Origin of the sequence: Micromonospora sp. WMMD961 (assembly GCF_029626145.1) — a bacterium.
Classification (GTDB): domain Bacteria; phylum Actinomycetota; class Actinomycetes; order Mycobacteriales; family Micromonosporaceae; genus Micromonospora.
Window position 1 is genome coordinate 4,568,402 of record NZ_JARUBJ010000002.1, and the last position, 26,839, is coordinate 4,595,240.

Here is a 26,839-nt window from a genome sequence, read left to right on the forward strand (position 1 = left end):
CGATCACCCATCGACGTCGCACGCTTGTCTCGCCTCCTGCCGTGGTCACCGCCCACGGAGGGAGCCGCCACCTCGGCGATACATCCGCTTAATATCGGGATGCTAGGCGGAATAAGCTGATTACTTCAAGAGATAAATCCAACTGATACGATCTTTGGGTGGAACCGTCCTCACCAGAGGTTGCAGCCGCTCGAACCCTCCCTGCCGAGTCGGGGCTGCACGCCCGCGTCCTCGAACGCCTCGGCACCGCGATCTGCGGTGGTGAGCTGGCACCCGGGGCGGTCCTCAACATCGACGAACTGGTCGACAGGTACGCCGTCTCCCGCTCGGTCGTCCGCGAGGTGCTGCGGGTCCTGGCCTCGATGGGTCTCATCGAGGCGCGCCGCCGCGTCGGGGTGGTGATCCGGCCGGCGAGCACGTGGAACGTCTTCGACCCGCAGGTGATCCGGTGGCGCCTCGCCTCGGCCGGCCGGATGGCCCAGCTCCGGTCGATCACCGAGCTACGCACCGCCGTCGAGCCGCACGCGGCCTTCCTGGCCGCGACGCGGATCGGCCACGACGAGGCGAGCGATCTCGTCGGGCTGGCGGCGAAGATGTGGGCGGCCGGCGAGGCCGGTGACGAGGAACGCTTCCTGCACCTCGACATCGAGTTCCACCGGCGCGTCCTGCTCGCCTCCGGCAACGAGATGTTCGTGCGGCTCCAGGACCTGGTCGCGGAGGTGCTGACCGGCCGGCACAAGCACCACCTCATGCCACACCACCCGCACCACGAGGCTCTGCAGATGCACGCGGACGTCGCCCAGGCGATCCAGCGGCGTGACGGCGAGCGCGCCCGACAGGCGATGGTGCTTCTCATGGAGCAGGCGTTCGGCGAGATGAGGTCACTGTGGGAGCAGACCGCCCGGCCCGACCGGAGCGCGGATGGCGGCGCGCCGACCACCCGATGACCGCAGCATGATCATTCGGATCTAGGGTCCCAGGTGTTGCGGCCGGATCACGGCCTCGGGCAAGGATGGGGACTGACGGATGCACAGAGCTGGTCGAGGATCGACACGGAGATTGGGCCTGCTGGTGACAGCGGCGCTCGCGGTCTCAACCGGGCTTCTCGGCGCACCCGCGCGCGCCGCCGAGCCGGTGGCCGCCACACTGAACGCCGGGCAGACCGTCCGCTCCCCCGACGGGACGGTGGGCGTCGCCGTCAGCGATGACGGTGGACGGCTCTCGTACAGCGTGACCAACCGTGGGAAGGTCGTCGTCGGCGCCTCCGGTCTCGGCCTCGACCTCGCCGGACGTCCCAGCCTCACCGAGGCGATGAGCGTCGTCTCCGTGCGACGTCGCACCATCGACGAGACGTGGAAACCGCTCTGGGGCACGGACGGCACCGTCCGCAACCACGCTCGTGAGCTCACGGTCCACGCCGTGCAGGCAGGTACGGGCTTCCGTCTGGACGTCGTCGTGCGGGTCTTCGACAACGGTGTCGGCATCCGTTACCACATCCCGGCCCAGCCAGGGGTGGACGACTACACGGTGACCGCCGAGCACACCGAGTTCACATTGGACCCGGCCGCGCGAAGCTGGTCGATCGCCGCCGGCAAGGACTGGAACGCCGACGAGCAGCACTACCGCGACCAGCCCCTGTCGGCGGTGCCCACGGCGCAGACCCCCATCACGGTGGCCGCCGGAAAGACGTACCTGGTGGTGCACGAGGCCGACCTCACCGACTACCCGAGCATGACGCTGAAGGCGGTGCCAGGTCAGCCGGGACGGTTCTCCAGCGACCTGATCAGCCTCCCGGACGGCACGAAGGCAAAGCTGCGCGGCGACTTCTCCACCCCGTGGCGCACCCTGACCATCGGGGAGCGCCCGGGTGACCTGGCCGAGTCCCACCTGATCGAGAACCTCAACGACCCGTGCGCGATCTGCGCCGACGACACGTCGTGGATCAAGCCGGCCAGCTACGTCGGCGTGTGGTGGGAGTTGCAGCGCCGCCAGACCACCTGGACGTACGGGCCGACCCACGGCGCGACCACCGCCCGACTCCGGCAGTACGTCGACCTGGCCAAGCAGGCCGGCGCCAAGTTCGTGCTGGCCGAGGGGTGGAACACGAACGCCGGTGGTAACTGGGCGAACCAGGACTTCCTCACCCCGCAGCCGGACTTCGACCTGCCCGCGGTGCTCGACTACGCCGAGCAGAACGGCGTCGAGTTCATCGCGCACAACGAGACCCGGGGCGACGTCGACTACTACGACCAGCACCTTGAGGAGATCTTCTCCCGCTACGAGGAACTCGGCATCCACGCCATCAAGACCGGCTACGCCACCAAGTTCCTGCTGGGCGGGGTGAACCGCAGTCACTTCGACCAGGAGGCGGTACGCCACTACCAGCGGGTGATCGACACCGCGGCCCGACACCGCATCACGATCAACGCCCACGAGTCGATCAAGCCGACCGGCCTGGCCCGCACCTACCCCAACATGATGAGCGGCGAGGGCGTCGCGGGGATGGAGCAGCAGAACTACAAGGGCGCGAACGGGAACCCGCCGGCGCAGGCCACCATCCTGCCGTTCACCCGGTTCATGGGCGGACCGGCCGACTACACCCCCGGCGTGCTCAACGTGACCTGGGATCCGGCCAAGCTCGGCACCCGTGTCCAGACCACCTCCACCGCCCAGCTGGCGCTGTCCACGATCTTCTACAGCCCGTTGCAGATGCTCGCGGACACCCCCGAGAACTACGCCGCGCACCCCGGCTTCGCGTACCTGAAGGACCTACCGACCTCCTGGGACGAGAGCCGGGTGCTCGACAGCGCCATCGGTGACTACACCACGACGGCCCGCCGGCACGGCGACACCTGGTACGTCGGTGCGATCACCGACGAGAACGACCGGACTCTCCCGGTGCCGCTGTCGTTCCTGTCTCGTGGTTCGTACGTGGCGGAGATCTACGCCGACGCCGCCGAGACGACCTGGCGCACGAACCCGCTGCCCGTCGAGATCAGCCGGGTTCTCGTCCGCCCGTCGACGGAACTCAGCATGTCCCTGGTCGCCGGAGGTGGCCAGGCCATCCGGATCCGGCCCGCCTCCGAGGAGGATCTGCGTGACCTCGACTGGTACGCCGCACCCCGGGCACGGTTCGGCGTCGCCGAGGCCACGTTGGACGCGGCCACGCAGCGGCTGACCGTGACCGCGCCGCTCACCAACGCCGGCAGCACCGTGTCGGCCCTTCCCGCCCAGGTGTTCGTCGACGGTCGCGCCGTCGGCGACACCCGGACCGTTCGCGTCGCCGGTACGGCGAGCACCACTGTCGAGCTGACCCTGCCGGCAACCCAGGTCCCCGACCAGGACTTCAGGGTTGCCGTCGGCGCGCCCACCGGTGCGCACGGCAAGCAGGTCCGGGTGCCGCAGACCCGGTCCGTGCAGAAGCTCCTCCAACAACTGCACCGGTCCGGCGACGTGACCCAGTCGGCGCTCGGCACGCTCCAACAGCGGGCGACCCAGGCCGAGTCCGAGCTGAGCAGCGGCGACGTGACCGGTCGGCTGCGCGCGCTGCAGAACCTCCGCCTGGACCTCTACCGCCAGCCGGTGGCCGAGGTGACCGTCACGGCGCGTACCGCGATCGACGACCTGCTCACCGTCCGACTCGGGCCTCCGCGCGGCCTCCTCGCCATCGCACGCAACGTGCGGCTGGCCGCAGACGACCAGACGATCGCCCCGGCGCTGGCCCGGCAACTCGTGGCCGAGATCGCGAGCGCGGCCCGATCGGCTTCGGCGAACGACACCGCCGCCGTGCGGACGGCTCTCGACCAGTTCGAGGCCCTCGTCACGGCCGCTGCGGCCACACAGATCGACCCGGAGGTCGCGGCGACGCTGCTCGCCTCCACCGCCGCGCTCACCGCCGGGCCGAGCACCCTCCAGGCCGAGGCCGCGCAACTGCTCGGTGAGGCCTGCCTGCGTACCAATCACGCCGGGTACACCGGCACCGGCTTCGTGGCCTGCCTGAAAACCCAGAACAGCGGCGTACGGTTCACCGCCGCGGTCACCGGCGACGGCGACTACCTGGTGCGGGTCCGGTACGGCAACGCGATGGGTGCCACCCAGACCATGACGCTTCGCAGCGGGACGGCATCGACGCAGATCGCGATGCCGACCCTGCCGACCTGGCCGACCTGGTCCGAGCAGACCGTGAAGCTGCCGATTGCGCGGGGCGACTCGGTCGACCTCGTGTTCGGCCCCACCGACAACGGCAACGTCAACGTCGACGCGATCACTCTCGAACCCGACCTCGGAGTCGTCAGGACGTCGTGAACCGGCACCGCCGATGATCCACTCGGCTTCGAGGATGTCGCGGTAACGGGTCGTTCCGAACACTCCGACATCGGCGAAGCCGAGTGGGTCAGGCCGATCTCAGGCCACGTCCGGCGCGCGTGTCGGCCCGCCGCACCTACACGCCTCTGCGCTCGACTTCGTGAGGACGTCGGCGTCGGCCTTGACGGTGTAGACCTCCCAGGGCTCACCGCCGGGGCCACGTACCCACACCTTGTCCTGAAGGGCGTAGCAACATTCGGTGTCGTTCTCCTCCAGCGTGATGAGGCCGGACCCGGCGAGACGCCTGGTGGCCGCGTTGACGTCGTCGGTGGAGAACACCTCCACACCCAGGTGGTCCATGACCGTGGGCTGCCCTTGCTCACCCTCGATGAGGACGAGCTTCAGGGGCGGGTTCTCCACGGCGAAGTTGGCGTAGCCGGGTCGACGCTTGGCCGGCTCGACGCCGAACAGGTTCGAGTAGAAGACGACCGAACCTTCGAGGTCGGAGACGCGAAGGGCGAGTTGGACGCGGGACATGGGACACCTCCTGCTGGGGCTACCTTGCTGTCTAGATGGATTTCGAAGCAGGCCCACTGTTGCACTCTGTTTTGATATCTGTCAAGGTAGAGGAATGTCAAAACAAGCTGTGCCGGTCGCCTGCTGCGCTCCGCTGGCGGTCCGCCCGATGGAGGCCGATCAGGCGGCGGTGGTCGCGCCGATGTTCAAGGCCCTCGGCGATCCGGTCCGGCTGCGGCTGATGTCGATGATCGCGTCGGTGCCGGAGATGTGCGTGTGCGATCTGACCCCGGCATTCGACCTGTCCGGGCCGACGATCTCCCATCACCTCAAGGTGCTGCGGGAGGCCGGCCTGGTCGACTCGGAGCGTCGCGGCACCTGGGTCTGGTACAGGGTCAGGCCCGAGGCGTTCCGTCAGCTCGGCGCGCTGCTCGACCTACCCACCACGACCGCGCCGGTCGACGCGTGAGGCTCACCCTCGCCCGGCGCGCCTCGGCCGAGTTCGCCGGCACGGCACTGCTGGTCGCCGCCGTGGTCGGCTCCGGCATCGCCGCGGCTCGGATGTCGCCCGGTGACGTCGGCCTCCAGCTTCTGGAGAACGCGATCGCCACGGCGTTCGCGCTGGGAGCGCTGATCCTGATGTTCGGGCCGGTCTCGGGCGCGCACCTCAACCCCGTCGTGTCCGCCGTCGACTGGTGGCTCGGCCGACGTACCGGAACAGGTTTGGCCGGCTCGGACCTTGCCGCCTACGCCGCCGCGCAGACGACCGGCGCGATCGGCGGATGCGTGCTGGCGAACCTCATGTTCGATCTGCCGGCCGTCGCCTGGTCGCAGACCGACCGCAGGGGCGGGAACCTGTGGCTGGCCGAGGTCGTCGCCACCGCTGGTCTCGTCGTCCTGGTCTTCGCCCTCGCCCGTACCGGACGGACCTCGGCCGCGCCTGCTGCCGTTGGCGCCTACATCGGGGCGGCCTACTGGTTCACCTCGTCCACGTCCTTCGCCAATCCCGCCGTCACCATTGGCCGGACCTTCACCGACACCTTCGCCGGCATCACCCCTGCCTCGGTGCCCGGTTTCGTGACCGCCCAACTCGTCGGCGGGCTGCTCGCCGTCGCCGCCCTGGCCGCCTGGTATCCCGGTGCCGGGCACGCTGCCGACGCCGTCCTCATGCCCCGACTAGCACAGGATTCCGATACGCGATGAGCGACAAGCCTTCCGTTCTGTTCGTCTGTGTCCACAACGCCGGCCGCTCCCAGATGGCCGCCGGCTGGCTTCGACACCTCGCCGGCGACACCATCGAGGTCCGCTCCGCCGGCAGCGAACCCGCCGACCAACTCAACCCCGTCGCCGTCCAGGCCATGCGCGAGGTCGGCATCGACATCACCGGCCGAATCCCGGTACGGCTCACCTGGGACACCGCCGAGACCAGCGACGTCATCGTCACCATGGGCTGCGGCGACACCTGCCCCGTCTTCCCCGGCAAACGCTACGAGGACTGGAAGCTCACCGACCCGGCCGGGCAACCCCTGGACGTCGTCCGCGAGATCCGCGACGACATCCGGGCCCGGGTCGCGGCTCTCGTCGCCGAACTGGACGGACACCGAGCCGCGTAGGCGTCGCCGACAGCCGGGAGTCGTGAAGGTCCTGACTCGTTTACGGCATCAGGTCGATAGCACCCTCGTGTGACACCCGCCGCCACCCGCTCAATCCGACGGCAACCGGCGGGCGTCAACGCCCGCCAGACCACGACGCCGATGCTGACGAACGGTCCGACGACCGGCACGCTGCGGTCGACAGGGTCGAGGATCGTCGTGATCCGATCCGGGCTCGGCCCGACAAGAAGACGCGCCGGCGACGGGCCGGCCCGGCGTTAACGACCCGGGCCGGCGGCGGAGGGGCGGTGACCGATGCGGGGGGCACGCACGGCTGACGCGGTGCCCGAGCCCGGCCGGAAGTCCCGGGCGGCAGCGGCCACCATCTCGTCGGGATCGCGGGTGAGTGCCTCCCGGACGTGCGGCGGGACGACCTCGGAGGTTGCCATCGCCAGTCGGACCTGCACCGAGCGGTCGTCGACCAGGCGTTCCAGGTCAGCCTCGTCCAACTCGACAGCGCGGACCAGCGCGGCACGGACGTCGACCACCGGGTCCGCGGCGAGCGCGCTGCGTTGCGCGGAGGTCGTCCGCGGGTTGCGGGCAAGCCCCTTGCGTACGCGGGCGGTGCGATCGGCGAGCAGGGCGGTGATCACGTCGGGGTCGTGGGTGTGGGTGGCGAGTCGTTCGCGTACCTCGGGTGAGGCGTCGTCGATCAGCCGGGCGGCCAACTCGGGCTCCAGCTCGCGACTCTCGGCGAGGAGTCCGCGCAGCTCCTTGTCCGAGGCCTCCGACATCACCCGCCGGATCGACTCGTCACAGGCCGGGTTGCTGGCGACCGCCCAGCGCACCCAACGGTCGGCGTCCTTGACGAGGCGCATGAGGTTGCCGACCGAGGAGGACGGGTTCCTCGCCACCGCCTCACGGACCTGACGATCGTGGTCCCTGGTCAGCGGTCGCAGGGCCTGCGCGGGGGCGTCGGGCCGAGCGGCGACCGTCTTGCGGACCACTGCCGACGGGTCGGACGCCAGGTCGATCAGGGTCATCTGCGGCGTGGTGGGGTCCTGCGCGAGGGCGAGCCGAGCGTCAGCGTCGCCACCGATCGGACGGTGGTCGGTGCTGCCGGGCCCGCGGTGCCGGTCGGCTGCGCCGACGTCCTGCTGTTTCCCCATCGCGCAATCATGTCACGCACCCGATGTGACGCTGGCGGGCGCGGGTAGTCGCAGGCCGGACATGCCTCCGTCCACCGCCAGCGACGTGCCGGTCACCGACCCGGTCGCGGGCGAGGCGAGGTAGACGACTGCGGCGGCGACCTCGTCGGCGGTCACCAGGCGGCCGGTCGGCTGGCGGGCGGCCAGTTGCCGCCTCTCCGCCGTCGGATCGGCCGCCCCGGCGAGGAGGCGGGCCACCCACGGGGTGTCGACGGTGCCGGGGGCGACACAGTTGACCCGGACCCCCTCGGTCACCAGGTCGGCGGCCATGGCGAGGGTGAGGGCGTGCACGGCGCCCTTCGACGCCGAATACAACGCGCGTCGGGGCAGGCCGACGGTCGCCGCGATCGAGGAGACGTTGACGATCGCGGCGGACGACGACCGGCGCAGGTACGGCAGGGCGACGGCGCTCGTGCGGGCCACGCCGGAGACGTTGACGTCGAGCACCCTGCTCCATTGCTCGTCGTCGTCCTCCTCCACGGTGCCCACCGCTGAGACAGCGGCGTTGTTCACCAGAATGTCGACGCCGCCGAACACCTCCGCCACCGAGGCGAGGGCCGCGCTGACCGAGGACCGGTCGGCCACGTCCGTCGCGACCGCGTGCACCCGAGGGTCCTCGGACAGGCCCGAGATGTCCAGGTCCAGCACGCCGACCCGGGCGCCGGCGTCCAGGAACGCCCGTACGCAGGCGTTTCCGATGCCCGATCCTCCGCCGGTCACCACCGCCACCAGGCCGTCACACCGCATGCTTCTCTCCCTTGCCATCAGGCGTTCGCGAGCGGGCTGCGCTGACGCCCGAGGCCGTCGATCTCGACCTCCATCACGTCACCGGCGGTCAGGTACGGGAACCGGCCGGAGAGCGCCACCCCCTCCGGGGTGCCGGTGTTGATGACGTCGCCCGGGTCCAGGACGGTGTACTGGGACAGGTGCCAGACCAGGTGCGCCACGTCGAAGATCATGTCTTTGGTGCTGGAATCCTGCCGGGGCTCGCCGTTGACCCAGGAGCGCAGCCGAAGCGCCTGCGGGTCGTCGATCTCGTCGGCGGTGACCAGCCACGGCCCCAGCGGTTGGAACGTCTCGCAGGACTTGCCCTTCGACCACTGGCCGCCGGAGACGGCGAGTTGGAAGTCGCGCTCGGAGACGTCGTTGGAGAGCGCGTACCCGGCGATGTGGTCGAGGGCGTCGGCCGGTGAGGCGAGGTAGCGGGCCCGGCGGCCGATGACCACCGCCAACTCCACCTCCCAGTCGGCCTTCGTGGCGCCGCGCGGGATCAGGACCTCGTCGTACGGGCCGACGACCGTGTTGGGTGCCTTGTAGAAGATGATCGGCGCGGTCGGTGGTTCGGCACCCGACTCGGCGGCGTGCGCGGCGTAGTTCTGCCCGACGCAGAGCACCACCCCGGGGCGGGCGAGCGGCGCGCCGACCCGCTGGCCGGTGATGTCGACCTCGGGCAGGTCGGTGGCCTCGCGGATCCGCTGGACGCCGTCGCCGGCGAGGAACTCCCCGTCGATGTCGGCGGTGACCGACGAGAGGTCGAAGTGCCTCCCGTCGGCGAACAGCACTGGGCGTTCCCGCCCCACGGGCCCGACGCGCATGAGCTTCACGAACCAACCTCCAGTGCGGTGAGCCTATTTCCTATAGGATGCTGCCCTGTGCTGGTGTACCCGCTCACCTCAGCACAGTCAAGGGGTTGTTGAGGAGACGAGATGCCCCAGCAGGAAGCTCACGAGGGCCGACTCCGTCCCGCCCGTCGACTCACCCTCGCCGAGGACGTCTACGAGTCGATCAAGACCCTGGTCATGGACCACCTCCTGACCCCCGGCGAGCGGGTCAACATCGACGCTCTCGCCCGGGAGCTGGACGTCTCCCCCACCCCGGTACGTGAGGCGCTCGCCCGGTTGGAAGCCGACGGCCTGGTCCGCAAACGCCCGCTGTCCGGCTACAGCACCACGCCGTTGCTGACCCGCGCCGAGTTCGACGACCTGTTCGAGGTCCGGCTGCTGTTGGAGGGCGCCACCGCCGGCCGGGCCGCCGCTCACGCCTCCACCGATCAGCGGCGGCGGATCAGCGCCGAGGCGGCAGCGAGCATCGACATGGAGGCTGGCGACGGATACCGCCGACACGCCGCGTTCACCGCGCTGGACGCCACGTTCCACGACCTGATCGCCGAGGGCGCCGGCAGCCCGCTGCTGCGGGACAGCATCACCCGGCTGCACTCCCACCTGCACCTGCACCGGTTGTACTTCCCGGTCACCGGCGCACCGGACACCAACACCGAGCACCAACGCATCGCCACCGCCATCGCGGCCGGTGACTCCGACGCCGCCACCGAGGCGATGCGGGCGCACCTGATCGCCGCCCGGGAGCGCCACCTGCCCGCCTTCGACCAGCTTCCCGCCCCCGGAACACCGCGCGACCCGGTGTGACCCACCCCCGACCCGTCCGAGGAGCCGCCGTGCGCATAGCCCTCTTCATCACCTGCGTCAACGACCTCGCGTACCCGTCCACCGGCATCGCGGTCACCCGCATCCTGCGGCGGCTCGGCCACACCGTCGAGTTCCCCGACCGGCAGACCTGTTGCGGGCAGATGCACGCCAACACCGGCTACCGGGCCGAGGCGATGCCGATGGTGCGCAACTACGTCGACGTCTTCGACGGCTACGACGCGGTCGTCGCGCCGTCCGGATCGTGCACCGCGATGATCCGCGACCAGTACCCGCGCCTGCACCAGCCAGCCGCGTCGGTGGCCGCCCGCACCTACGAGCTGTCCGAACTGCTCGTCGACGTCCTCGGCGTCACCGACGTCGGCGCGGAGTTCCCGGAGACGGTCACCTACCACCCCACCTGCCACGGTCTGCGAATGCTGCGGTTGGGCGACCGGCCGCTGACCCTGCTGCGCCAGGTACGCGGGATCGACCTCGTGGAGTTGGGCGACGCCGAGGAGTGCTGCGGCTTCGGCGGCACCTTCGCGCTGAAGAACCCGGACGTCTCCACCGCGATGCTCACCGACAAGTGCGCCCGGGTCGGTGAGACCGGGGCGCGGGTGCTCGCCGCCGCCGACAACTCCTGCCTGGCCCACATCTCAGGCGGCCTGGACCGCCACCGGTCCGGCGTACGCGCCGTGCACTACGCGGAGATCCTCGCCTCGACGGGGGCCACCTCGTGAACCCTCCGATCGCACCGCCCACCGGCAGCGGACGCATCCGCACGCCACTACCGTTCCCCACCGCCGCCAGACCGGCCGTCGCCGACACTCAACTCCGGGCCAACCTGCACCGGGCCACCCGCACCATCCGCGCCAAGCGAGCCCTGGTCGTCGACGAGGCACCCGACTGGGAGGCTCTGCGCGACACCGGCTCCGCGATCAAGGCGGACGTCCAACGCCGGTTGCCGGAGCTGCTGGAGCAGTTCGAGGCGTCCGCCACCGCCGCCGGCGCCACCGTGCACTGGGCCCGGGACGCGGCCGAGGCATGCCGGATCGTGGTCGCGCTGACCCGGGCCGCCGAGGCCGACGAGGTCGTGAAGGTCAAGTCGATGGCCACCCAGGAGATCGAGCTGAACGAGGCCCTGGAGGCGGCTGGGATCGCCGCGTACGAGACCGACCTCGCGGAGCTGATCGTGCAGCTCGGCGACGACACCCCCTCGCACATCCTGGTGCCGGCGATCCACTACAACCGGGCACAGATCCGGGAGATCTTCCTGCGTCGGATGCCGGACGCGCCGGCCGACCTCAGTGACGAGCCTGCCGCGTTGGCCGAGGCGGCCCGCGCCCACCTGCGACGACGTTTCCTGTCGGCCCGGGTCGCCGTGTCCGGCGCCAACTTCGCCATCGCCGACACCGGCACGCTCGTCGTGGTGGAGTCCGAGGGTAACGGGCGGATGTGCCTCACCCTGCCGGAGACGCTGATCAGCGTCGTCGGTGTCGAGAAGCTGCTGCCGACCTTCAGCGACCTGGAGGTCTTCCTGCAACTGCTGCCGCGATCCTCGACCGGCGAGCGGATGAACCCGTACACCTCGATGTGGACCGGTGTCACCCCGGGTGACGGCCCGCAGTCGGTGCACATCGTGCTGGTCGACAATGGCCGGTCCGCGGTGCTGGCCGACCCGGTCGGGCGGCCGGCGTTGTCCTGCATCCGTTGCTCCGCGTGCCTCAACGTGTGCCCGGTGTACGAGCGGGCCGGCGGGCACGCCTACGGGTCGGTGTACCCGGGGCCGATCGGCGCGATCCTCTCGCCGCAACTGGCCGGCGTGGCGGACAACGCCTCCCTGCCGTACGCGTCGACCCTCTGCGGCGCCTGCTACGACGTGTGCCCCGTAAAGATCAACATTCCGGAGATCCTGGTCCACCTCCGGCAGGAGGCACCGCACCCGCCGGCGGAACGGGCCGCCATGCGCGTCCTGTCCTGGGTGATGCGCAGCCCTCGGCGCTGGGCCGTCGCCCTGCGCCTGGCCCGGGCCGGCGCGGGGCCGCTCGGCGCCTACCGCGAGCGGCGCACCGGTGCCCGTACGCTGCGTAAACTGCCCTGGCCCGGCTCGGCCTGGACCCGCTCGCGGGATGTGCCGCTGCCCGCGCCGCAGACCTTCCGTGAATGGTGGAACCAGCAGTGACCGCACGTGACGAGATCCTGGCGCGGCTCCGCACGGCCCTGTCCGACGACCCGCCGCCGATGCCGGTGCCCCGCCGGTACCGCCGCGTCGACGACCGCTCCGACCTGGTCGCGGTGCTCGTCGACCGGTTGGAGGACTACCGGGCGGTCGTCCACCACGGCATCGACGCCCTGCCCGGGCTACTGGCGCAGGTGGACCGACTCGCCGTCCCCACCGACGTCCCCGCCCACTGGCTGGCCGACTATGCCGGGCAGGTGTGCCGCGACGCTCCTCCGCTGTCACCGGCCGAGCTGGACGCGACGGACGCGGTCCTGACCGGCTGTGCCGTGGCGATCGCCGAGACCGGCACCATCGTCCTCGACGCCGGCCCGGCGCAGGGCCGGCGGGCACTCACCCTGGTGCCCGACCGGCACATCTGCGTCGTCCGCGCCGACCAGGTCGTCGGGCTACTGCCGGAGGCGTTGACCCGGCTGGACGCGCGGTCGCCGCTGACCTGGATCTCCGGCCCGTCCGCGACCAGCGACATCGAACTCGACCGGGTCGAGGGCGTGCACGGCCCACGCCGGCTGGACGTCGTCCTGGTCTGACCTCAGGAGGATGACACCTGCTCGCCCGACGGGGCCGTCTCCCGCAGCGGGACGCCCCGCAGGTTGAGCAGCATCACGATGCCCACACCGACCACCAACGCGATGTCCGCGACGTTGCCGACGAAGAACCCGGCGTAGTCGATGAAGTCCACCACGTGCCCGCGAGCGAACCCCGGCTCGCGGAAGAGGCGGTCCAGCAGGTGCGTCGTCGCACCGCCGAGCACCAGCCCCAAGGCCACCGCCCACGGACGCGACGTGACCCGCCGTGCCACCACCGTCACCGCGACCACGGCCGCCGCCGCGAAGACCGCGAAGATCCAGGTGTACGCCGACCCGATCGAGAAGGCCGCGCCCGGGTTGTAGACGAGCCGCAGTTGCAGCAGGTCGCCGACGAGGGAGATGGTCTGCCCGTCGGACAGCGCGGACTCGGCCCAGTACTTCGTGGCCTGATCCGAGGCGAGCACCACAGCAGCGATCAACACGACGGCGCGAAACACAGCGGAACCCTAGCCGGTCCTTCCCGGCCCTCACCACCGGCGGCGAGCCGTCTTCTCTCGACGGGCAACCCGGCGAAGGCTGGCAGACGGTGATCAGGTCAGGGTGACGAGGTGGATCGCGGCGACGGTGACGAGACCCGCGCCGAACAGCGTGATACCGCCGGCCGCGAGGACGGGCGCCACCCGGGTGGCCACGCCGAGAATGGCGCGAGACTGTGCACCGCGGGTGACCAGTGAGCTACCGGCGACCGCGAGGACCCCGACGCCGAAGAGCACGACGGCCATGCCGAGGCCGAACGTCAGGACCAGCAGCAGGGCGAAGCCGGCCCGACCGATGAACAGCCCGGTCGCCAGCACGAGGAACGCGGCCGGGGACGGGGTCAGCCCGCCGGAGATGCCCAGCAGGAACAGACCGGGACGCTTGCCGTGCTCGTGGGTGTGGGTGTGGGTGTGGCCGTGGGTGTGGCCGTGGTCGTGACTGTGGCCGGCGACGTGCAGGTGCCGGCGCACCATCCACAGACCGGTGGCCAGGACGATCAGACCGGCGCCGAGTTGCAGCCAGCTCGTGAGTTCCTGCATCCGGATCACCTCGGACAGGGACAGGAAGGTCCATGCCACGCCGATCACCAGGACCGACATCGTGTGCATGACCGCCACCGAACCACCCAGCCAGGCGGCGTCCCGGATCCGCCCGCGCGAGCCGGCGAGGTAGGCGGCGGCCAGGCTCTTGCCGTGCCCGGGAGCCACCGCGTGCCCCGCACCGGCGGCGAAGGCCAGCACGAACGCGAGCGGGGGTACGCCCGGCGAGTTGACGATGTCCTGCAACCGGTCCGCGAGGGACGCGGAGAGGACTGTGGTCGCGGTCATGCCACGGCTCGCCGTCGCCGCATCCGCCGGGACACGAGCAGCGCCCCGACCGCGACCAGCAGCCCGCCACCGACGACGGCGGCGATCTGGACGGCGGCGCTGCGGCCGGTGCTGGTGCTGGGACTGGTGCTGCCGACAGTCGGCCTGCCACCGGCGATGGTCCAGTCGTGGGAGTCCTCGCCGGAGCCGTACACCGCGCGTTGCCCGCCGGGGCCGGTGGCCATCGCCCGGTAGGCGGGGTTGAGGTCGGTGAGCATCCGCACCGCGACGGTGACCGTGCCGACCGGGCCCGGGCAGGTGTAGTCGACAGTCGCACCGGTACGCGCCAGTGCCTTCAGCGGCGCGACCACGCCGACGCACTGCCGCGCCCCGTCGGCCACGGTGATCTGCCTGAGCAGGTACGCGGGGAACTGCTCGGACGACGCGATCACCGCCGGATCGGTCGTCCGGTAGTCGACCGCACCGTCGAGCAGGACGCGGTCGGCCGGCAACAGGCCGAGCGAGACGCCGAGCAGTGTGAGGTCGTCGGGACCGCCGACCCGCCACCGCACCCGCACCACGTCGGGCCGCTGCTCGTCGGGCGTGATGGACACGGTCTGCGGGTCACCGAACGGGTGCGCCGCCGCCGGGGACGGCAGCGCCAGGACGGCCGCGGCGACGGCGAGGGCCGCCAGCGGGATCACCGGCACCGCGCTTCGTCGTCGCCGAGGTCGATGCACTGACAAGGAGGGCTCCAGGATTGCGACTACACGATTCGCGGCCACGATGCAGGCCGTCGGCAAACGTGCAGGCCCGGGCCGGTGTGTGGGACGAAACGGCGACGTGAACAGTTAGTTGATCAACTCTTCGGCCGACGTGGGCGGGCGGACCCTCGTGTTCATGATGCAGACAACTGGTAATTGCCAAAGAGTGGCAATTGTGCCACCGTGATCATCAACTGTGGCTGCTGCACCGCACGCCCACGACCCGTTTCCCACAGCACAGGAGCGCTCCGTGACCCGGATCCGTCCGACCTTCCGGCGCCTCGTGGCGTCGACCGCAGCGGCCGGGATGCTCGTCCTCGCCGGCTGCTCGGCCCCGACCACTCCGGACCGCCCAGCCGGGGGCACGACCCTGGTCGTGGCCACCTCCGGCGAGCCCGACGCACTCAACCCGGTGCTCAATTTCGGCGTCGACGGCGCCGCGCTGATCTTCGACGGGCTCGTCGCCCGCGACGGCGACAACCGCCTCGTCCCCGGTCTCGCCGCGGCCCTGCCGACGGTGTCTCCCGACGGGCGCACCGTGACCGCCAAGCTCCGCGACGGCGTGCTGTTCCACGACGGCAGCACGCTGAGCGCACCGGACGTCGTCTTCACCTACCAGGCCGTGCTGGACCCGAAGGTCGACTCCACGCTCCGCTCCGACCTCGACATGCTGGAGTCGGTGACCGCGCCCGACGCGTCCACCGTCGTGTTCACGCTGCGCTACCCGTACGCGCCGTTCCTGCAGCGACTCACCCTCGGCATCGTGCCGTCGAAGCTGCTCAACGGGCAGGACATCAACACGACCGGGTTCAACCGCAAGCCGGTCGGGACCGGGCCGTACCAGGTCGAGTCCTGGACGCCCGGCGACCGGCTGGTGCTCACCGCGAACGAGCGCTACTTCGGCGGACGTCCGGCGAACAACCGGGTAGTGGTGGCGTTCGTCGCCGACGACAACGTCCGCGCCCAGCGGATGCGGGCCGGCGAGTTCGACGCCGCCGAGCTGCCGCCGAAGCTCGCCGCCGGGTTCGACTCCGATGCCGCGTACCGGGTGCAGCGGGTGCCGAGCGCCGACTACCGCGGCGTGATGCTGCCGATGGGCAACCCGGTCCTCGCCGACCCGGCGGTCCGCCGTGCGCTCACCGTCGCCGTCGACCGTGCCGCGATGGTGTCCGGCATCCTCGGCGGCGCGGGCGAGCCAGCGTTCGGGCCGGTCCCCCCGACCTCCGAGTTCGCCGAGCCATCGATCGTCGGCGCGCCGACCGCCGACCCGGCGGCGGCGGGCGCGCTACTCGACGCGGCCGGCTGGAAGCCCGGCGCGGGCGGGGTACGCGTCAAGGACGGCCGCCCGGCCCGGTTCACGCTGATGTACCCGGCTACCGACACCCTGCGCAAGGACCTGGCCCTGGCGGTCACCGCCGACGCGAAGAAGATCGGCATCGAGGTCACCCCGGCCGGGCTCACCTGGGACGCCATCGACCCCCGGATGAAGTCCGACGCCCTGCTGATGGGCTACGGCACGCCGTACGACCCGGACTTCGTCTCGTACAAGCTGTTCGGCTCCCGGTTCGCCGGGCAGGGCTACTTCAACCCCGGTTCGTACCGCTCGGAGACGGTGGACCGCGCCCTGCAGGAGGGGCGCGACCAGATCGACCCGACCCGCCGCAAGGCCGCGTACGCGCAGTTCCAGAAGCAGCTCGCCGCCGACGTGCCGTGGCTGTTCCTCACCTACCTGCGGCACACCTACGTGCTGAAGTCCTCGGTGCGGGGCGTGACCCCCCGGGTCGAGGCGCACGAACACGGGGTGGAGAACAGCATCTGGTGGAACATCAACACCTGGACCCGCTCGTGACCCGCTCCACTCGGCTGGCCGGGGCGGGGGCGGTGGTCCGGCGCCGGCTCCTGGTCGCCGTACCGGTGCTCGCCGCGACCAGCATCGGGATGTTCGCCCTCGGCGCCGCGTCCCCGGTGGACCCCGCCAAGCAGTACGCGGGCGCGGCGGCCTTCACCGCGACTGAGGAGAACCTGGCGCAGATCCGCGCCAACTGGGGTGTCGACGACCCGCTGCCGGTGCAGTACCTGCGCTGGATCGGCAACCTGGTCCGGGGCGACCTGGGCTGGTCGACAAGTCGACACGAGCCGGTCGCCTCGGTGCTCTCCGCCCGGGCCGGCTGGACGCTGTTGCTGATCGGCGTGACCCTCGCCCTGGTGCTGGTCGCGAGTCTGCTGCTGGGCGCGCTGGCCGCGTATCGCCGGGGTGGGGTGTTCGACCGCGCGTTACGGACGGCGGCCTATGCGGTCGAGTCGATGCCGGTGTTCTGGCTGGGCCTGGCCGCGATCGCCGTGTTCGCGCTGGCACTGGGGTGGTTGCCGGCTGGCGGGCTCACCGACGTCACCGCGACCAGCACGTCCTGGGCCGACGTGGCGCACCACCTGATCCTGCCGGTCGGGGTGCTGGCCGTGTCCCAGGCGCCGTGGTTCGTGCTGTTCGTCCGGGACGCGGTCGCGGAGAGCATGCGCGACGACCACGTGCTCGCGGCGCGGGCCCGCGGGTTGCCCGGACGGACAGTGCTGTTCGGGCACGCGCTGCGGACCGCGCTGCTGCCGTTCCTCACCCTGGTCGGCACCCACCTGCCGGAGCTGGTCGGCGGGGCGGTGCTGGTCGAGACGGTCTTCTCGCTGCCGGGCCTCGGGGCCGTCACGGTCGCCGCCGCCCTGGGCAGCGACTTCCCGCTGCTGGCCTCGATCACGCTGGTCACCACCGCGGTGGTACTGGCCGCGAACCTCGCGACCGACCTCGCCTACGCCGCCGCCGACCCGAGGGTGCGACTCGATGACTGACCTTGCCACCCGACCGCCGCTGCTCCGGGTGGTCCGGTCCCGGCTTCGGCTGCGGCCCGGCCAGACCGGTGTCGTCATCGCCGGTCTGGTCCTCGTCATCGCCGTCGTCGGGTCGCTGCTGGCCCCACTCCTCTGGCCGCTCGACCAGAGCGCGGTCGCCCTGGACCAGACCCGGTTGGCACCGTCCTGGACCCACCTCGCCGGCACCGACGACCTCGGCCGGGACGTGGCGCACCGCGCCGTCTACGGGCTGCGGGTGTCGCTGCTCGTCGGCGCGGTCGCCGCGCTCGTCGCCACCGTCCTCGGCGGCGTGGTCGGCGGAATCGCCGGTACGCTCGGCGGCCGGGTCGACCGCGTCCTGATGCGGATCGTGGACACCATCGCCGCGATGCCGCACCTGCTGTTGGGCATCTTCATCGTCGCCATGCTGCGGCCCAGCCTCGGCGCGGTGATCGCCTCCGTCGGGCTCACCCACTGGCTCTCCACCGCGCGCATCGTCCGGTCCGAGTTGCTCAGCCTTCGTACCCGGCCGTTCGTCGACGCCGCCATCAGCGGCGGAGCCGGTCGGGGCCGGGTCCTGACGCGACACCTGCTGCCCCATGTGCTGCCCCGGCTGGCGCTGGCCACCACCCTGATGATTCCGCACGCGGTGTGGCACGAGACGGCGCTGTCCTTCCTCGGCCTCGGCCTGCCGCCGCACCTCGCCTCGCTGGGCAACATGATCAACGACGGTCAGGGGTCGCTGCTGACCGGTGCGTGGTGGGCCAGCCTGGCGCCGGGTGCGGTCATCGTCGTCGTCACCCTCGCCATCGCGGTCCTCGCCGCCCGCTGGCGCGACCGCCTCGATCCCCGGGTCCGAGCGGAGCTGCACCTGTGACCACCACCGAACACGTCTCCGCCCCGGCGCCCGGCCGCACCACCGAAACCGGCCCGCTGCTGGCAGTGGACGGCCTCGGCGTCGAGTTCCGGCTGCGCGACACGACAGTGCGCGCCGTCACCGACCTCAACCTCACCGTACGGGCCGGTGAACTGCTGGCCGTCGTCGGCGAGTCCGGCTGCGGCAAGTCCGTCCTGGCCCACGCGCTGCTCGGCCTGTTGCCGGGCAACGCCACGATCACCGGCCACGCCGTCCTGCACCACCCCGGCACCGACCCGGTCGACCTGGTCACCTGCGGTCAGCGTCACCTGGCCCGGCGGGTACGCGGCCGTCGGGTCGGGCTGGTCCCGCAGAGCCCGGCCACCGCGCTGAACCCGGTCCGCACCGGACGGCGACTCCTCACCGAGACGCTGCGCGCGCACGGTCGGGACCGCGCCGACGCCGACCGGCTCGCCCTCGACGTCGGGCTCGACCCGGCCGACCTGGACCGCTACCCGCACGAACTCTCCGGCGGCATGGCGCAGCGGCTGGTCACCGCCCTCGCACTGGCACCGGACCCGTCGCTGCTCATCGCCGACGAGCCCACCACCGGCCTCGACCGGCCGCTGGTGGACCACACCCTCGACCTGCTGCGCCGCCGCTGCGACAACGGATCGGCCGTCGTCCTCATCACGCACGACCTGGCCGCCGCGCAACGGGTCGCCGACACCGTCGCCGTCATGTACGCCAGCCGCGTCGTGGAACACCGGGATGCGGAACCGCTCTTCACCGCGCCAGCCCACCCGTACGCGGCGGCGCTGCTCGACGCCCTGCCGGACCGCGCCTTCCGGCCGGTGCCCGGCGACCCGCCGATGCTCACCGCGCTGCCTCCGGGCTGCGCCTTCGCGCCCCGCTGCCCGCACCGCACCGACACCTGCGCGATCCAACCACCGCCGACACCGGTCGCCGGTGACGGCACTGTCGTCTGCCACCACCCGATCCACACCGGAGCCGTCGCGTGACCAGCCAGCAGCACCTACTCGCCGACGAGGTCACCGTCGGATACGGCCGTCAGGTCGTGCTCGACGGCGTCACGGTGCGGGTCGATCGGGCCGAGACGGTCGGACTTCGCGGCCCGTCCGGCTGCGGCAAGTCGACACTGGTCCGGGTCCTGGCCCTGCTGCACCGCCCGGACCACGGCCAGGTCAGCATCGACGGCACGCCGGTCCACGGAGTGCGCTACGCCGTGCCGGTCGACCTGCGGACCCGCGTCGCCGTCCTCTTCCAGAGCCCGCGCGCCGCCGCCGATCCCCGGCTGAGCCTCGACGACCTGATGGCCGAACCGCTCCGCGCCGTCCGAACGCCCGAGTCGACGGTCCGGGAGCGGGTGGCCGAACTCGCCGACCTCGTCGGCCTCACCGCCGACCTGCGCGGCCGACGCCCACACGCGGTGTCCGACGGGCAACTACAACGGGCCTGCCTCGCCCGCGCCCTCGTACACCGGCCGGACTACCTGCTCTGTGACGAGGCCACGGCGATGCTGGACGCCTCGACCCAGGCGCACGTCGCCGCCGTCATCCGCGACTACCAGCGCACCCAGCGGGCCGGCGTCCTGGTCATCAGCCACGACCAGACGCTGATGGACCGCTGGTGCGACCGGATCGTCGACCTCGCTGGTGCAGCGAGGGCACACGCCTGACCCTCGGTGCGGTGCGGTACGTTGCGAATGCCGGGGCAGCGGGCGATCGGCGTCAGCTGTCATCGCGGCCGCTCAGGCGCGACAGTTCAACCGACGTCGGCGGAAACCCGCCGAGCGCGGGAGTCTGGACGGCCAGCGAGGATGCCGGCGAGGATCTCCGCGCCGTCGACGACCCTCGGGCCGGGGCGGTCGAAGTAGGCGGCCGACAGGTGTCCATGCTTGTGTTGGCGGACCTGTTCGTCCCAGACCTCCTGGTCGTAGTCCGGGTCCGGTGGGATCCACTTATGGGAGCCGTCGCTGTAGTGGAACTTCTCGTCGCCGGGCCGCAGGAACCTCTATCGTCTACAGCCTGCGGGCGGACGGACTCACCGGCACAGGGACGGGCAGATGACCGACGACCACGACGCCGCCGGAGCGATGAACTTCATCTTCGAAGCCGGCGTCCTCAAACGCGCCGCCCGCACCGGCTGGTGGTTCGCTGGCGTCAAGCAACCCGAGTCCATCGCCGAGCACTCCTTCCGAACGGCGCTCATCGGAATGATGCTCGCCGCCATGGAGGGCGCCGACCCAGCCCGAGTGTCGATGCTCTGCGTCCTGCACGACACCCAGGAAACCCGAATCACCGACATCCCACACATCGCCAAGCGCTATCTCACCGCCGTACCCAACACCGCCGTCACCGCCGACCAGGTCGCCGCCTGCCCACCGGCCGTCGCCGACGTCATCACCGCCGCAGTCGTCGAATACGAAGCCGGCGAGACACTAGAAGCTGTCGTCGCTCGTGACGCTGACAAGCTGGAATGCCTCGTCCAAGCCGTCGAGTACCGCCACCAAGGCGTCGACAACGTGCAGCGCTGGATCGACAGCTCACGAGCCGCCCTGAAGACCGCCAGCGCCCACCGCCTTGCCGACGCCGCCCTCAGCGGACAACCCCTGGCCTGGCTCACTCCCACGGCACAGGAGTAAGTGTTCAAGACGTGGCGTTGTATTGATCTCGGTGGGCGGCGAAGGCGATCAAAGCGGGCATCACACCTCTCAACCTGGGACGCAGGCAGTCAACGTTGGTCAACCTCTGTCGCTGCCGATCCACCTTCGACGGCCTGACGACGGCATGATCTTGGTGGCCCAGCACAACTAGCTCCGTCGATCGGCTCCTCGCAGAGCTAGACTCCTTCGTCCCGAACGAACAGCTCTGCTCAACCGGCGACGTCCACGACGACCTTGCCCTCGGCGGTGCCGTCGGCGACCAGCCGGTGGGCGTCCATGACCGTGTCGAGCGTGAACGTGCGTGGATCCAGTCGCGGGCGCAGGGCACCGGCGTCGGCCAGCGTCGCGATCTCGCGCAGGATGTCGCCGTGGTGTTCGCGGCCCCGTCCGGTGAGCATCGGCAGCAAAGTGAACACGCCGGAGTAGGTCGCGCCACGAAACGACAGCGGGGCGAGCGAGTGCGACCCCCAACCCAACGCGCTGACGACGTGCCCGTGATAGGTGCGTACCGCCGCGAACGACGCGTCGAGCGTCGCGCCACCGACGTTGTCGACGACGACGTCGAACCCCTCGCCGCCGGTGTGCCTCTCGACGTACTCCTCCACCGTGGTCGAGGTGTAGTCGATCGGCACGGCGCCCAGGCTCTCGATCACCCGCATGCTCGCCGGCCCGCCCGTGGCGTACGCCTCGGCGCCGCGCGCCTGGGCAAGCTGCACGCCCACGTATCCGACCCCGCCGGCACCGCCGTGCACCAGCACCTTCTGCCCGGCGCGGACCCCCGCCCGGTCGACCAGCCCCTCCCAGGAGGTAACCGCCGCCAGTGGCAACGCGGCGGCCTCCCGCATCGACAGACTGCTCGGTTTGCGGGCCAGCAGCCGGGCGTCCACGGCGGCGTACTCGGCCAGCGAGCCCTGCAAGTCGCCCACTCCCCCGCACAGCCCGTACACCTCGTCTCCCGGCGCGAACCCGGCCACCTCCGCGCCGACCGCAGCGACGACGCCGGCCAGGTCCAGTCCGAGCACCGCGGGCGGCTGGACCCGCGCGTGCGCGGCCTTTCCTGCCTGGATCTTCGTGTCGAGTGGGTTGACCCCGCTGGCGATGATCCGCACCAGCACCTGCCCCGCCCCGGGAGCGGGCTGATCGACGTCCTCCACCGTCAGTGGACTGTCGAACTCCCGCAGCACCGCAGCGCGCATGACGGTTCACACCCTCCGTGATCGATACATCACCTGGACGCTATCCAATTGGGTTGCCGGCCGGGCGACATCCGAGTTGTCCTGCGTCCGCATCCGGCGTGCCCGGCCGGACGACGATCGCGGCGAGCTACCCGAGGAAGGTCGCAACGGGCGGTCCGAGAACCTCTCAGCCGTCCTCGGCGCCGTCGAGCAGCGCCCGCCGCAAGGCCAACCGGTGCTCCCGACGGATCTCCGCCTCGCGGTAGCGCCTCCGGTCCCCGTCGGTCTCGGGTAGCAGCGGCGGCACCGTCCTCGGCTGGCCGTCGTCGTCGATGGCGACCATGACCAGGTGGGCGGTGGCCACGTCGGTGGGCGGCACGGCCCGGTCCCAGCGGTCGGCGGTGACCTTGACCGCGACCTCCATCGAGCTGCGTCCGGCCCAGGTGATGCGGGCGTCGACGTGCACGACGTCACCGACCCGCACCGCGCGCAGGAACGCGGTCTCGTCGATCGCGGCGGTGACCGCCGGCCCGTCGGAGTGCCGGGCGGCGACCACCCCGGCCACCGAGTCGATGAGGTTGAGGATCCGGCCGCCGTGCACCGTACCCATCAGGTTGGTGTGGTGCTGGTCCATGATCTGCGACAGGGTCAGGTGCGACGCCGACGGCGCTCGGCCGGCGATCGTGGCGGTGTCGTGCACAGCGGTAGTCCGTCCCTCGGGAAACCACACCACCGGAACGCGGAAACACTGACGAGCACGCGCCGACGGACGGCACGTCACCCGCTGAGCCCACCCGCGAGGCCGACGGCGGCGCACACGGTCGTGTACGCAGCGCAGGCAGGTCTTCGGACTCGCGGGCCTGACCGGTCGCGCCGGTCTCCTACCGGCCGTCGCTTCCCAGGCCGACGGCCCAGTGCTGATGACGGCGTTCGTTCCCACTCACCGCTGCGGGGCAGTCCCGGACTTCCACCGGGTTCCCTCTTACGACGCCCCGCCGGTCACGACGGGACGAACCAGCGCCGCCCGCAGCATAGCTGGCCAGGGAAGTCGTGGCACCGGGGGCACAGCGCGGGGATACCAGCGCGGCGTCGTCAGCTTTTGCCATGTGAGGAAAAGATCGCCAGCTCTTGAAAAAAGCCTCACTCGGGTCAGGATATTCAGATGCGTCGTCTCCCTCAGACTCCGGGGCGGGTGCTCTCGGGTGTCCTCGCGCTCCTCCTCGCCTCGGCGGTCGCTCTCCTCGCGTCCGCCCAACCCGCCGCGGCTCACGGGACTCTCGCCATGTCCACGCCGGCGGGTGGGGCCACGGTGAGCGAGCCGTTGACGGCGGTGCAGCTCTTCTTCACGGAGAAGACCGCGCCCAACGCGTTCTTCACCGTCACCGCCCCGGGCGGCATCCGGGTCGACAACAGCTGGTCGTACGGGGAGCCGAAGCCGCTGGACAAGCCGGTACGGGAGTACTTCCTGGTCAACGGGCAGTTCGAGCCACGTGAGTACACGACCGGGTTCCCGTCGACGGTGGCCGTCAGCCACCTGCCGGCCAAGGGCCAGTACTCGGTGAGCTACCTGTCGGTCGCCTCGGACGGCGACACCGTGCGGGGCACGCTGACCTTCCGCTACAACGGGCCGGTGACGGCGGCGCCCAAGGGGTGGAGCCCGCCGACGACCCAGCCGGACCCGGCGCTGGTGGCCGCCACCGAGCAGCACGGGTCGTCCGGGCAGGCGTCGGCGGTGCCGACAACCTCGGCGCAGCCGGTGACCCAGCCGTCCGGGGCTGCGGTGGCCCCGCCGACCGGGCCGGCCGAGGAGCGCGATTCGGGAGCACTGGCCTGGGCCGGCTGGGCGGCGGCGATCGCGGCGCTCGTGGCGGCGGCCGGATTCGTCGTCTGGCGTCGCCGGACGGCGTCCACCGGCAAACCCACCGGCCGGGGCCGTACCGCACCGGGGACCTCAGGTCGACGCGGCGGCGGTGCGCGTACCACGAACAGGCCCGCCGGCAAGACCGGCGGGGGCAGGACCATCGCCGCGAAGACGGCCGCTGCCAAGACCTCCGCGGGCAAGGCCGGCGCGGCGAGCGGCGTCGGTGCGCAGCCCACGGGCGGTAAGCGGCGACCGGCCGCCGTGCCGGCGGCGCGTACCGGCAACGCGGTCGTCACGGCCCGCACGGGCGTCGCGGTCGACCCGACGCCCACCGACCAGGAACCGAAGGCCCTGGCCACCGCCGACCAGGAGACGAAGGCCCTCACCGCCACCGACGACGGGTCGACTGTCGACCGCGGGGCACGGCCCGACACGGACCTCGCCGCCGTGACACCCGGGTCCCGGCTGAGCAACGGCCACCTGGCGCTGCTCGTCGGCGGCCTGGTGGTAGCCCTGCTGGCCGGGTTCGGGCTGGCTCGCATCGGCACCGGCGACCAGAGCCCGGCGAACACCGCCCGCCAGCCGGCGGGCGCTCCGCCCGCCTCCGGGCAGGGCGTGTCCGCGACCGACGGGCACCAGCACCCGGCGGGCACCGGCCCGCACACGCACCGAGGTGACGGCGCGGCGGGCGAGACGCTGGCGACCGGAACGACGGTCAGCGCCGGCGGGTACACCCTGCAACCGCTGGAGCGGTCCCAACCCGCCGGGGTACGCGCCGACTACCGCTTCCGGATCGTCGGGACCGACCGGCAGCCGGCGACCCGCTTCACGGTCGTCCACGACAAGCCGTTGCACATGATCGTGGTCGGCCGCGACCTGAGCGGCTACCAGCACCTGCACCCGACGATGGCCCCCGATGGCACCTGGAGCGTCCCCCTGACGCTGGCCCAACCCGGCGGCTACCGCGTCTACGCCGACTTCTCCGTCACCGCGACCAACGGTGCGCAACTGCCTCTCGTGCTGGGCGTCGACCACACCGTGCCCGGGGCGCACACCCCCGCCGCTCTGCCGCCCACGCAGGCACAGGCGACCGCAGGGGCGTACGCGGTGTCGATGAACGGCACCCCGTCGGTGGGGGTGACGGTGCCGATGCAGTTCCAGGTCCAGCGCGCCGACTCAGCGACGCCCCCGCAGTTGGAGCGCTACCTGGGCGCGTACGGGCACCTGGTCGTGGTCCGCGAGGGCGACCTCGGCTACGTGCACGTCCACCCCGAGCAGGAGCTGGTCGACGGAACTGTCCAGTTCTGGCTGACCGCGCCCAGCTCGGGCCGGTACCGGGCCTTCTTCGACTTCCAGGTGGACGGGAAGGTGCACACCGCCGAGTACACGATCAACGTGCCCTGAGCCCGGAGCTTTCTCCCTGCTTCACTTCTCGCTGTCGAGGAGGGACATCATCGCGGTCCCGTACCGCTGACCGGAGGCCGCGCCGGCCGGTACGGCGCGCTCGATCTCGTCCAACGCGTCCCGGTCCAGCACCAGGTCGACCGCGGCCAGCGACTCGGCAAGCCGGTCGCGCCGCCGCGCCCCGACCAACGGAACGATCTGCTCGCCCTGCGCCGCCACCCAGGCGATCGCGACCTGACTGGTGGTCGCCCCCAACCGCTGCGCGACCTGGCCGAGCGCGTCCACGAGTCGCAGGTTCGCGGCCAGGTGCTCGCCCTGGAACCGGGGGCTGTTCGCCCGGAAGTCCGTGCCGGTCAGCTCACGCTCGGCCGACCAGTGCCCGCTCAGCAGGCCTCGGGACAGCACCCCGTAGGCGGTCAACCCGATGCCCAGCTCGTGCAGCGTCGGCAGGATCGTGGCCTCGGGGCCCCGGGACAGCAGCGAGTACTCGATCTGCACGTCACTGATCGGCGCCACCGCCGCCGCTCGGCGGATGCTGTCCGCACCCACCTCGGACAGCCCGATGTGCCGGATGTAGCCGGCGTCGCGCATCTCGAGCAGCGCGCCCACGGTCTCCTCGATCGGCACCTGCGGGTTGATCCGTGAGGGCCGGTAGATGTCGATGTAGTCGGTGCCCAACCGGCGCAGCGAGTACGCGAGCCGGTCCTTCACCGCCGCCGCCGACACGTCGTACGGTGCTGCCTGGAACCCGCCCTGCGGCGTCTTGCGCGCGCCGAACTTCACGCTGAGCACCACGTCCTCCCGGCGCCGTTCCCGCAGCACCCGGCCGATCAGCATCTCGTTGTGGCCCGACCCGTAGAAGTCCCCGGTGTCGATGAGGTTCACACCGGCGTCGATCGCCGCGTGCAGTGTCGCGGTGCTCTCCGCCTCGTCGGCCGGCCCGTACAGGTCCGACATGCCCATCGCGCCGAGTCCGATGATCGACACCTCCGGACCGGAGGCACCCAACCGTCGCCGTCGTAGACCCGCCATGTCGCTCGTCTCCTTCGGTTGTCGCCGCACTGTGTACGCTGTGTCCATATAACCAGCACGAAGA

General features: G+C 71.4%; 26 protein-coding genes and 1 riboswitch. Of the genes, 16 read left to right on the plus strand and 10 right to left on the minus strand.

Annotation, left to right across the window (positions count from 1 at the left end; genetic code table 11):
• The first annotated feature begins 158 nt into the window (after window positions 1-158).
• Window positions 159-947, plus strand: a complete 789-nt coding sequence (locus O7614_RS20675) for an FCD domain-containing protein (RefSeq protein WP_278140125.1) — start codon at window positions 159-161, stop codon at window positions 945-947.
• Between the two features lie 124 nt (window positions 948-1,071).
• On the plus strand, window positions 1,072-4,305 hold the full coding sequence (locus O7614_RS20680) for a glycoside hydrolase family 97 catalytic domain-containing protein (RefSeq protein WP_278140126.1): 3,234 nt from the start codon (window positions 1,072-1,074) through the stop codon (window positions 4,303-4,305).
• 99 nt (window positions 4,306-4,404) lie between these two features.
• On the opposite strand, the gene O7614_RS20685 is transcribed toward O7614_RS20680, so the two are convergent.
• Window positions 4,405-4,842: an ArsI/CadI family heavy metal resistance metalloenzyme gene (locus O7614_RS20685; protein ID WP_278140127.1), complete on the minus strand. Its 438-nt coding sequence runs from the start codon at window positions 4,840-4,842 to the stop codon at window positions 4,405-4,407.
• Window positions 4,843-4,936: 94 nt separating this feature from the next.
• On the opposite strand from O7614_RS20685, the gene O7614_RS20690 reads away from it, so the two are divergent.
• From O7614_RS20690 to O7614_RS20700, 3 genes are read left to right on the plus strand one after another with little or no spacing between them, the layout of a single operon-like run.
• Window positions 4,937-5,290: a metalloregulator ArsR/SmtB family transcription factor gene (locus O7614_RS20690; RefSeq protein ID WP_278140128.1), complete on the plus strand. Its 354-nt coding sequence runs from the start codon at window positions 4,937-4,939 to the stop codon at window positions 5,288-5,290.
• On the plus strand, window positions 5,287-6,024 hold the full coding sequence (locus tag O7614_RS20695) for an MIP/aquaporin family protein (RefSeq protein WP_278140129.1): 738 nt from the start codon (window positions 5,287-5,289) through the stop codon (window positions 6,022-6,024). Before O7614_RS20690 ends, O7614_RS20695 begins: the two co-directional genes overlap by 4 nt.
• Window positions 6,021-6,434: an arsenate reductase ArsC gene (locus tag O7614_RS20700; protein WP_278140130.1), complete on the plus strand. Its 414-nt coding sequence runs from the start codon at window positions 6,021-6,023 to the stop codon at window positions 6,432-6,434. The genes O7614_RS20695 and O7614_RS20700 overlap by 4 nt, the downstream gene beginning before the upstream one ends.
• A gap of 257 nt (window positions 6,435-6,691) precedes the next feature.
• On the opposite strand, the gene O7614_RS20705 is transcribed toward O7614_RS20700, so the two are convergent.
• Genes O7614_RS20705 through O7614_RS20715 form a run of 3 tightly spaced genes read right to left on the minus strand, consistent with a single transcriptional unit; the run spans window position 6,692 to window position 9,225 of the window.
• A complete protein-coding gene (locus O7614_RS20705; RefSeq protein WP_278140131.1) occupies window positions 6,692-7,582 on the minus strand; it encodes a hypothetical protein in 891 nt (296 codons plus the stop codon).
• 12 nt (window positions 7,583-7,594) lie between these two features.
• Complete coding sequence (locus O7614_RS20710; RefSeq protein ID WP_278140132.1) at window positions 7,595-8,368, minus strand: SDR family oxidoreductase; 774 nt, start codon at window positions 8,366-8,368, stop codon at window positions 7,595-7,597.
• A 17-nt stretch (window positions 8,369-8,385) separates the two neighbouring features.
• Complete coding sequence (locus tag O7614_RS20715) at window positions 8,386-9,225, minus strand: fumarylacetoacetate hydrolase family protein (RefSeq protein WP_278140133.1); 840 nt, start codon at window positions 9,223-9,225, stop codon at window positions 8,386-8,388.
• 102 nt (window positions 9,226-9,327) lie between these two features.
• Here O7614_RS20715 and O7614_RS20720 point away from each other — a divergent pair, with 102 nt between their 5' ends.
• From O7614_RS20720 to O7614_RS20735, 4 genes are read left to right on the plus strand one after another with little or no spacing between them, the layout of a single operon-like run.
• Window positions 9,328-10,047, plus strand: a complete 720-nt coding sequence (locus tag O7614_RS20720) for a GntR family transcriptional regulator (RefSeq protein WP_278140134.1) — start codon at window positions 9,328-9,330, stop codon at window positions 10,045-10,047.
• Between the two features lie 29 nt (window positions 10,048-10,076).
• Complete coding sequence (locus O7614_RS20725; RefSeq protein ID WP_278140135.1) at window positions 10,077-10,787, plus strand: (Fe-S)-binding protein; 711 nt, start codon at window positions 10,077-10,079, stop codon at window positions 10,785-10,787.
• Window positions 10,784-12,229, plus strand: a complete 1,446-nt coding sequence (locus tag O7614_RS20730) for a LutB/LldF family L-lactate oxidation iron-sulfur protein (protein ID WP_278140136.1) — start codon at window positions 10,784-10,786, stop codon at window positions 12,227-12,229. The genes O7614_RS20725 and O7614_RS20730 overlap by 4 nt, the downstream gene beginning before the upstream one ends.
• A complete protein-coding gene (locus O7614_RS20735; protein ID WP_278140137.1) occupies window positions 12,226-12,816 on the plus strand; it encodes an LUD domain-containing protein in 591 nt (196 codons plus the stop codon). Before O7614_RS20730 ends, O7614_RS20735 begins: the two co-directional genes overlap by 4 nt.
• A 2-nt stretch (window positions 12,817-12,818) precedes the next feature.
• On the opposite strand, the gene O7614_RS20740 is transcribed toward O7614_RS20735, so the two are convergent.
• From O7614_RS20740 to O7614_RS20750, 3 genes are all read right to left on the minus strand, one after another.
• Window positions 12,819-13,313 (minus strand): signal peptidase II, encoded by a 495-nt coding sequence (locus tag O7614_RS20740; protein ID WP_278140138.1) that lies wholly within the window; start codon window positions 13,311-13,313, stop codon window positions 12,819-12,821.
• Between the two features lie 93 nt (window positions 13,314-13,406).
• Window positions 13,407-14,180 carry a sulfite exporter TauE/SafE family protein gene (locus O7614_RS20745; RefSeq protein WP_278140139.1) on the minus strand — a complete coding sequence of 258 codons (774 nt, stop codon included), beginning with the start codon at window positions 14,178-14,180 and terminating at the stop codon, window positions 13,407-13,409.
• Window positions 14,177-14,869 carry a hypothetical protein gene (locus O7614_RS20750; protein WP_278140140.1) on the minus strand — a complete coding sequence of 231 codons (693 nt, stop codon included), beginning with the start codon at window positions 14,867-14,869 and terminating at the stop codon, window positions 14,177-14,179. The genes O7614_RS20745 and O7614_RS20750 overlap by 4 nt, the downstream gene beginning before the upstream one ends.
• A 304-nt stretch (window positions 14,870-15,173) precedes the next feature.
• On the opposite strand from O7614_RS20750, the gene O7614_RS20755 reads away from it, so the two are divergent.
• From O7614_RS20755 to O7614_RS20780, 6 genes are all read left to right on the plus strand, one after another.
• On the plus strand, window positions 15,174-16,772 hold the full coding sequence (locus O7614_RS20755) for an ABC transporter substrate-binding protein (protein ID WP_278140141.1): 1,599 nt from the start codon (window positions 15,174-15,176) through the stop codon (window positions 16,770-16,772).
• Window positions 16,769-17,761: an ABC transporter permease gene (locus tag O7614_RS20760; protein ID WP_278140142.1), complete on the plus strand. Its 993-nt coding sequence runs from the start codon at window positions 16,769-16,771 to the stop codon at window positions 17,759-17,761. The genes O7614_RS20755 and O7614_RS20760 overlap by 4 nt, the downstream gene beginning before the upstream one ends.
• Entirely contained in the window at window positions 17,754-18,638 is an 885-nt protein-coding gene (locus tag O7614_RS20765) for an ABC transporter permease (RefSeq protein ID WP_278140143.1), read from the plus strand. The genes O7614_RS20760 and O7614_RS20765 overlap by 8 nt, the downstream gene beginning before the upstream one ends.
• Complete coding sequence (locus O7614_RS20770; protein WP_278140144.1) at window positions 18,635-19,639, plus strand: ABC transporter ATP-binding protein; 1,005 nt, start codon at window positions 18,635-18,637, stop codon at window positions 19,637-19,639. Before O7614_RS20765 ends, O7614_RS20770 begins: the two co-directional genes overlap by 4 nt.
• The gene (locus O7614_RS20775; RefSeq protein ID WP_278140145.1) at window positions 19,636-20,316 is read left to right on the plus strand and encodes an ATP-binding cassette domain-containing protein; all 681 of its coding nucleotides are present in this window, start codon (window positions 19,636-19,638) and stop codon (window positions 20,314-20,316) included. Before O7614_RS20770 ends, O7614_RS20775 begins: the two co-directional genes overlap by 4 nt.
• A 387-nt stretch (window positions 20,317-20,703) precedes the next feature.
• On the plus strand, window positions 20,704-21,282 hold the full coding sequence (locus tag O7614_RS20780) for an HD domain-containing protein (RefSeq protein WP_278140146.1): 579 nt from the start codon (window positions 20,704-20,706) through the stop codon (window positions 21,280-21,282).
• Window positions 21,283-21,512: 230 nt separating this feature from the next.
• Here O7614_RS20780 and O7614_RS20785 read toward each other — a convergent pair whose 3' ends face one another.
• Complete coding sequence (locus O7614_RS20785) at window positions 21,513-22,499, minus strand: zinc-dependent alcohol dehydrogenase family protein (RefSeq protein WP_278140147.1); 987 nt, start codon at window positions 22,497-22,499, stop codon at window positions 21,513-21,515.
• A 166-nt stretch (window positions 22,500-22,665) separates the two neighbouring features.
• Window positions 22,666-23,178: an acyl-CoA thioesterase gene (locus O7614_RS20790; RefSeq protein ID WP_278140148.1), complete on the minus strand. Its 513-nt coding sequence runs from the start codon at window positions 23,176-23,178 to the stop codon at window positions 22,666-22,668.
• A 119-nt stretch (window positions 23,179-23,297) separates the two neighbouring features.
• A riboswitch (cobalamin riboswitch) is annotated at window positions 23,298-23,512 on the minus strand.
• Window positions 23,513-23,640: 128 nt separating this feature from the next.
• Here O7614_RS20790 and O7614_RS20795 point away from each other — a divergent pair.
• The gene (locus O7614_RS20795; RefSeq protein WP_278140149.1) at window positions 23,641-25,743 is read left to right on the plus strand and encodes a copper resistance protein CopC; all 2,103 of its coding nucleotides are present in this window, start codon (window positions 23,641-23,643) and stop codon (window positions 25,741-25,743) included.
• Window positions 25,744-25,764: 21 nt separating this feature from the next.
• Here the strand turns inward: O7614_RS20795 and O7614_RS20800 are convergent, their stop codons facing one another.
• Window positions 25,765-26,775 carry an aldo/keto reductase gene (locus O7614_RS20800; RefSeq protein ID WP_278140150.1) on the minus strand — a complete coding sequence of 337 codons (1,011 nt, stop codon included), beginning with the start codon at window positions 26,773-26,775 and terminating at the stop codon, window positions 25,765-25,767.
• Between the last annotated feature and the right edge of the window lie 64 nt (window positions 26,776-26,839).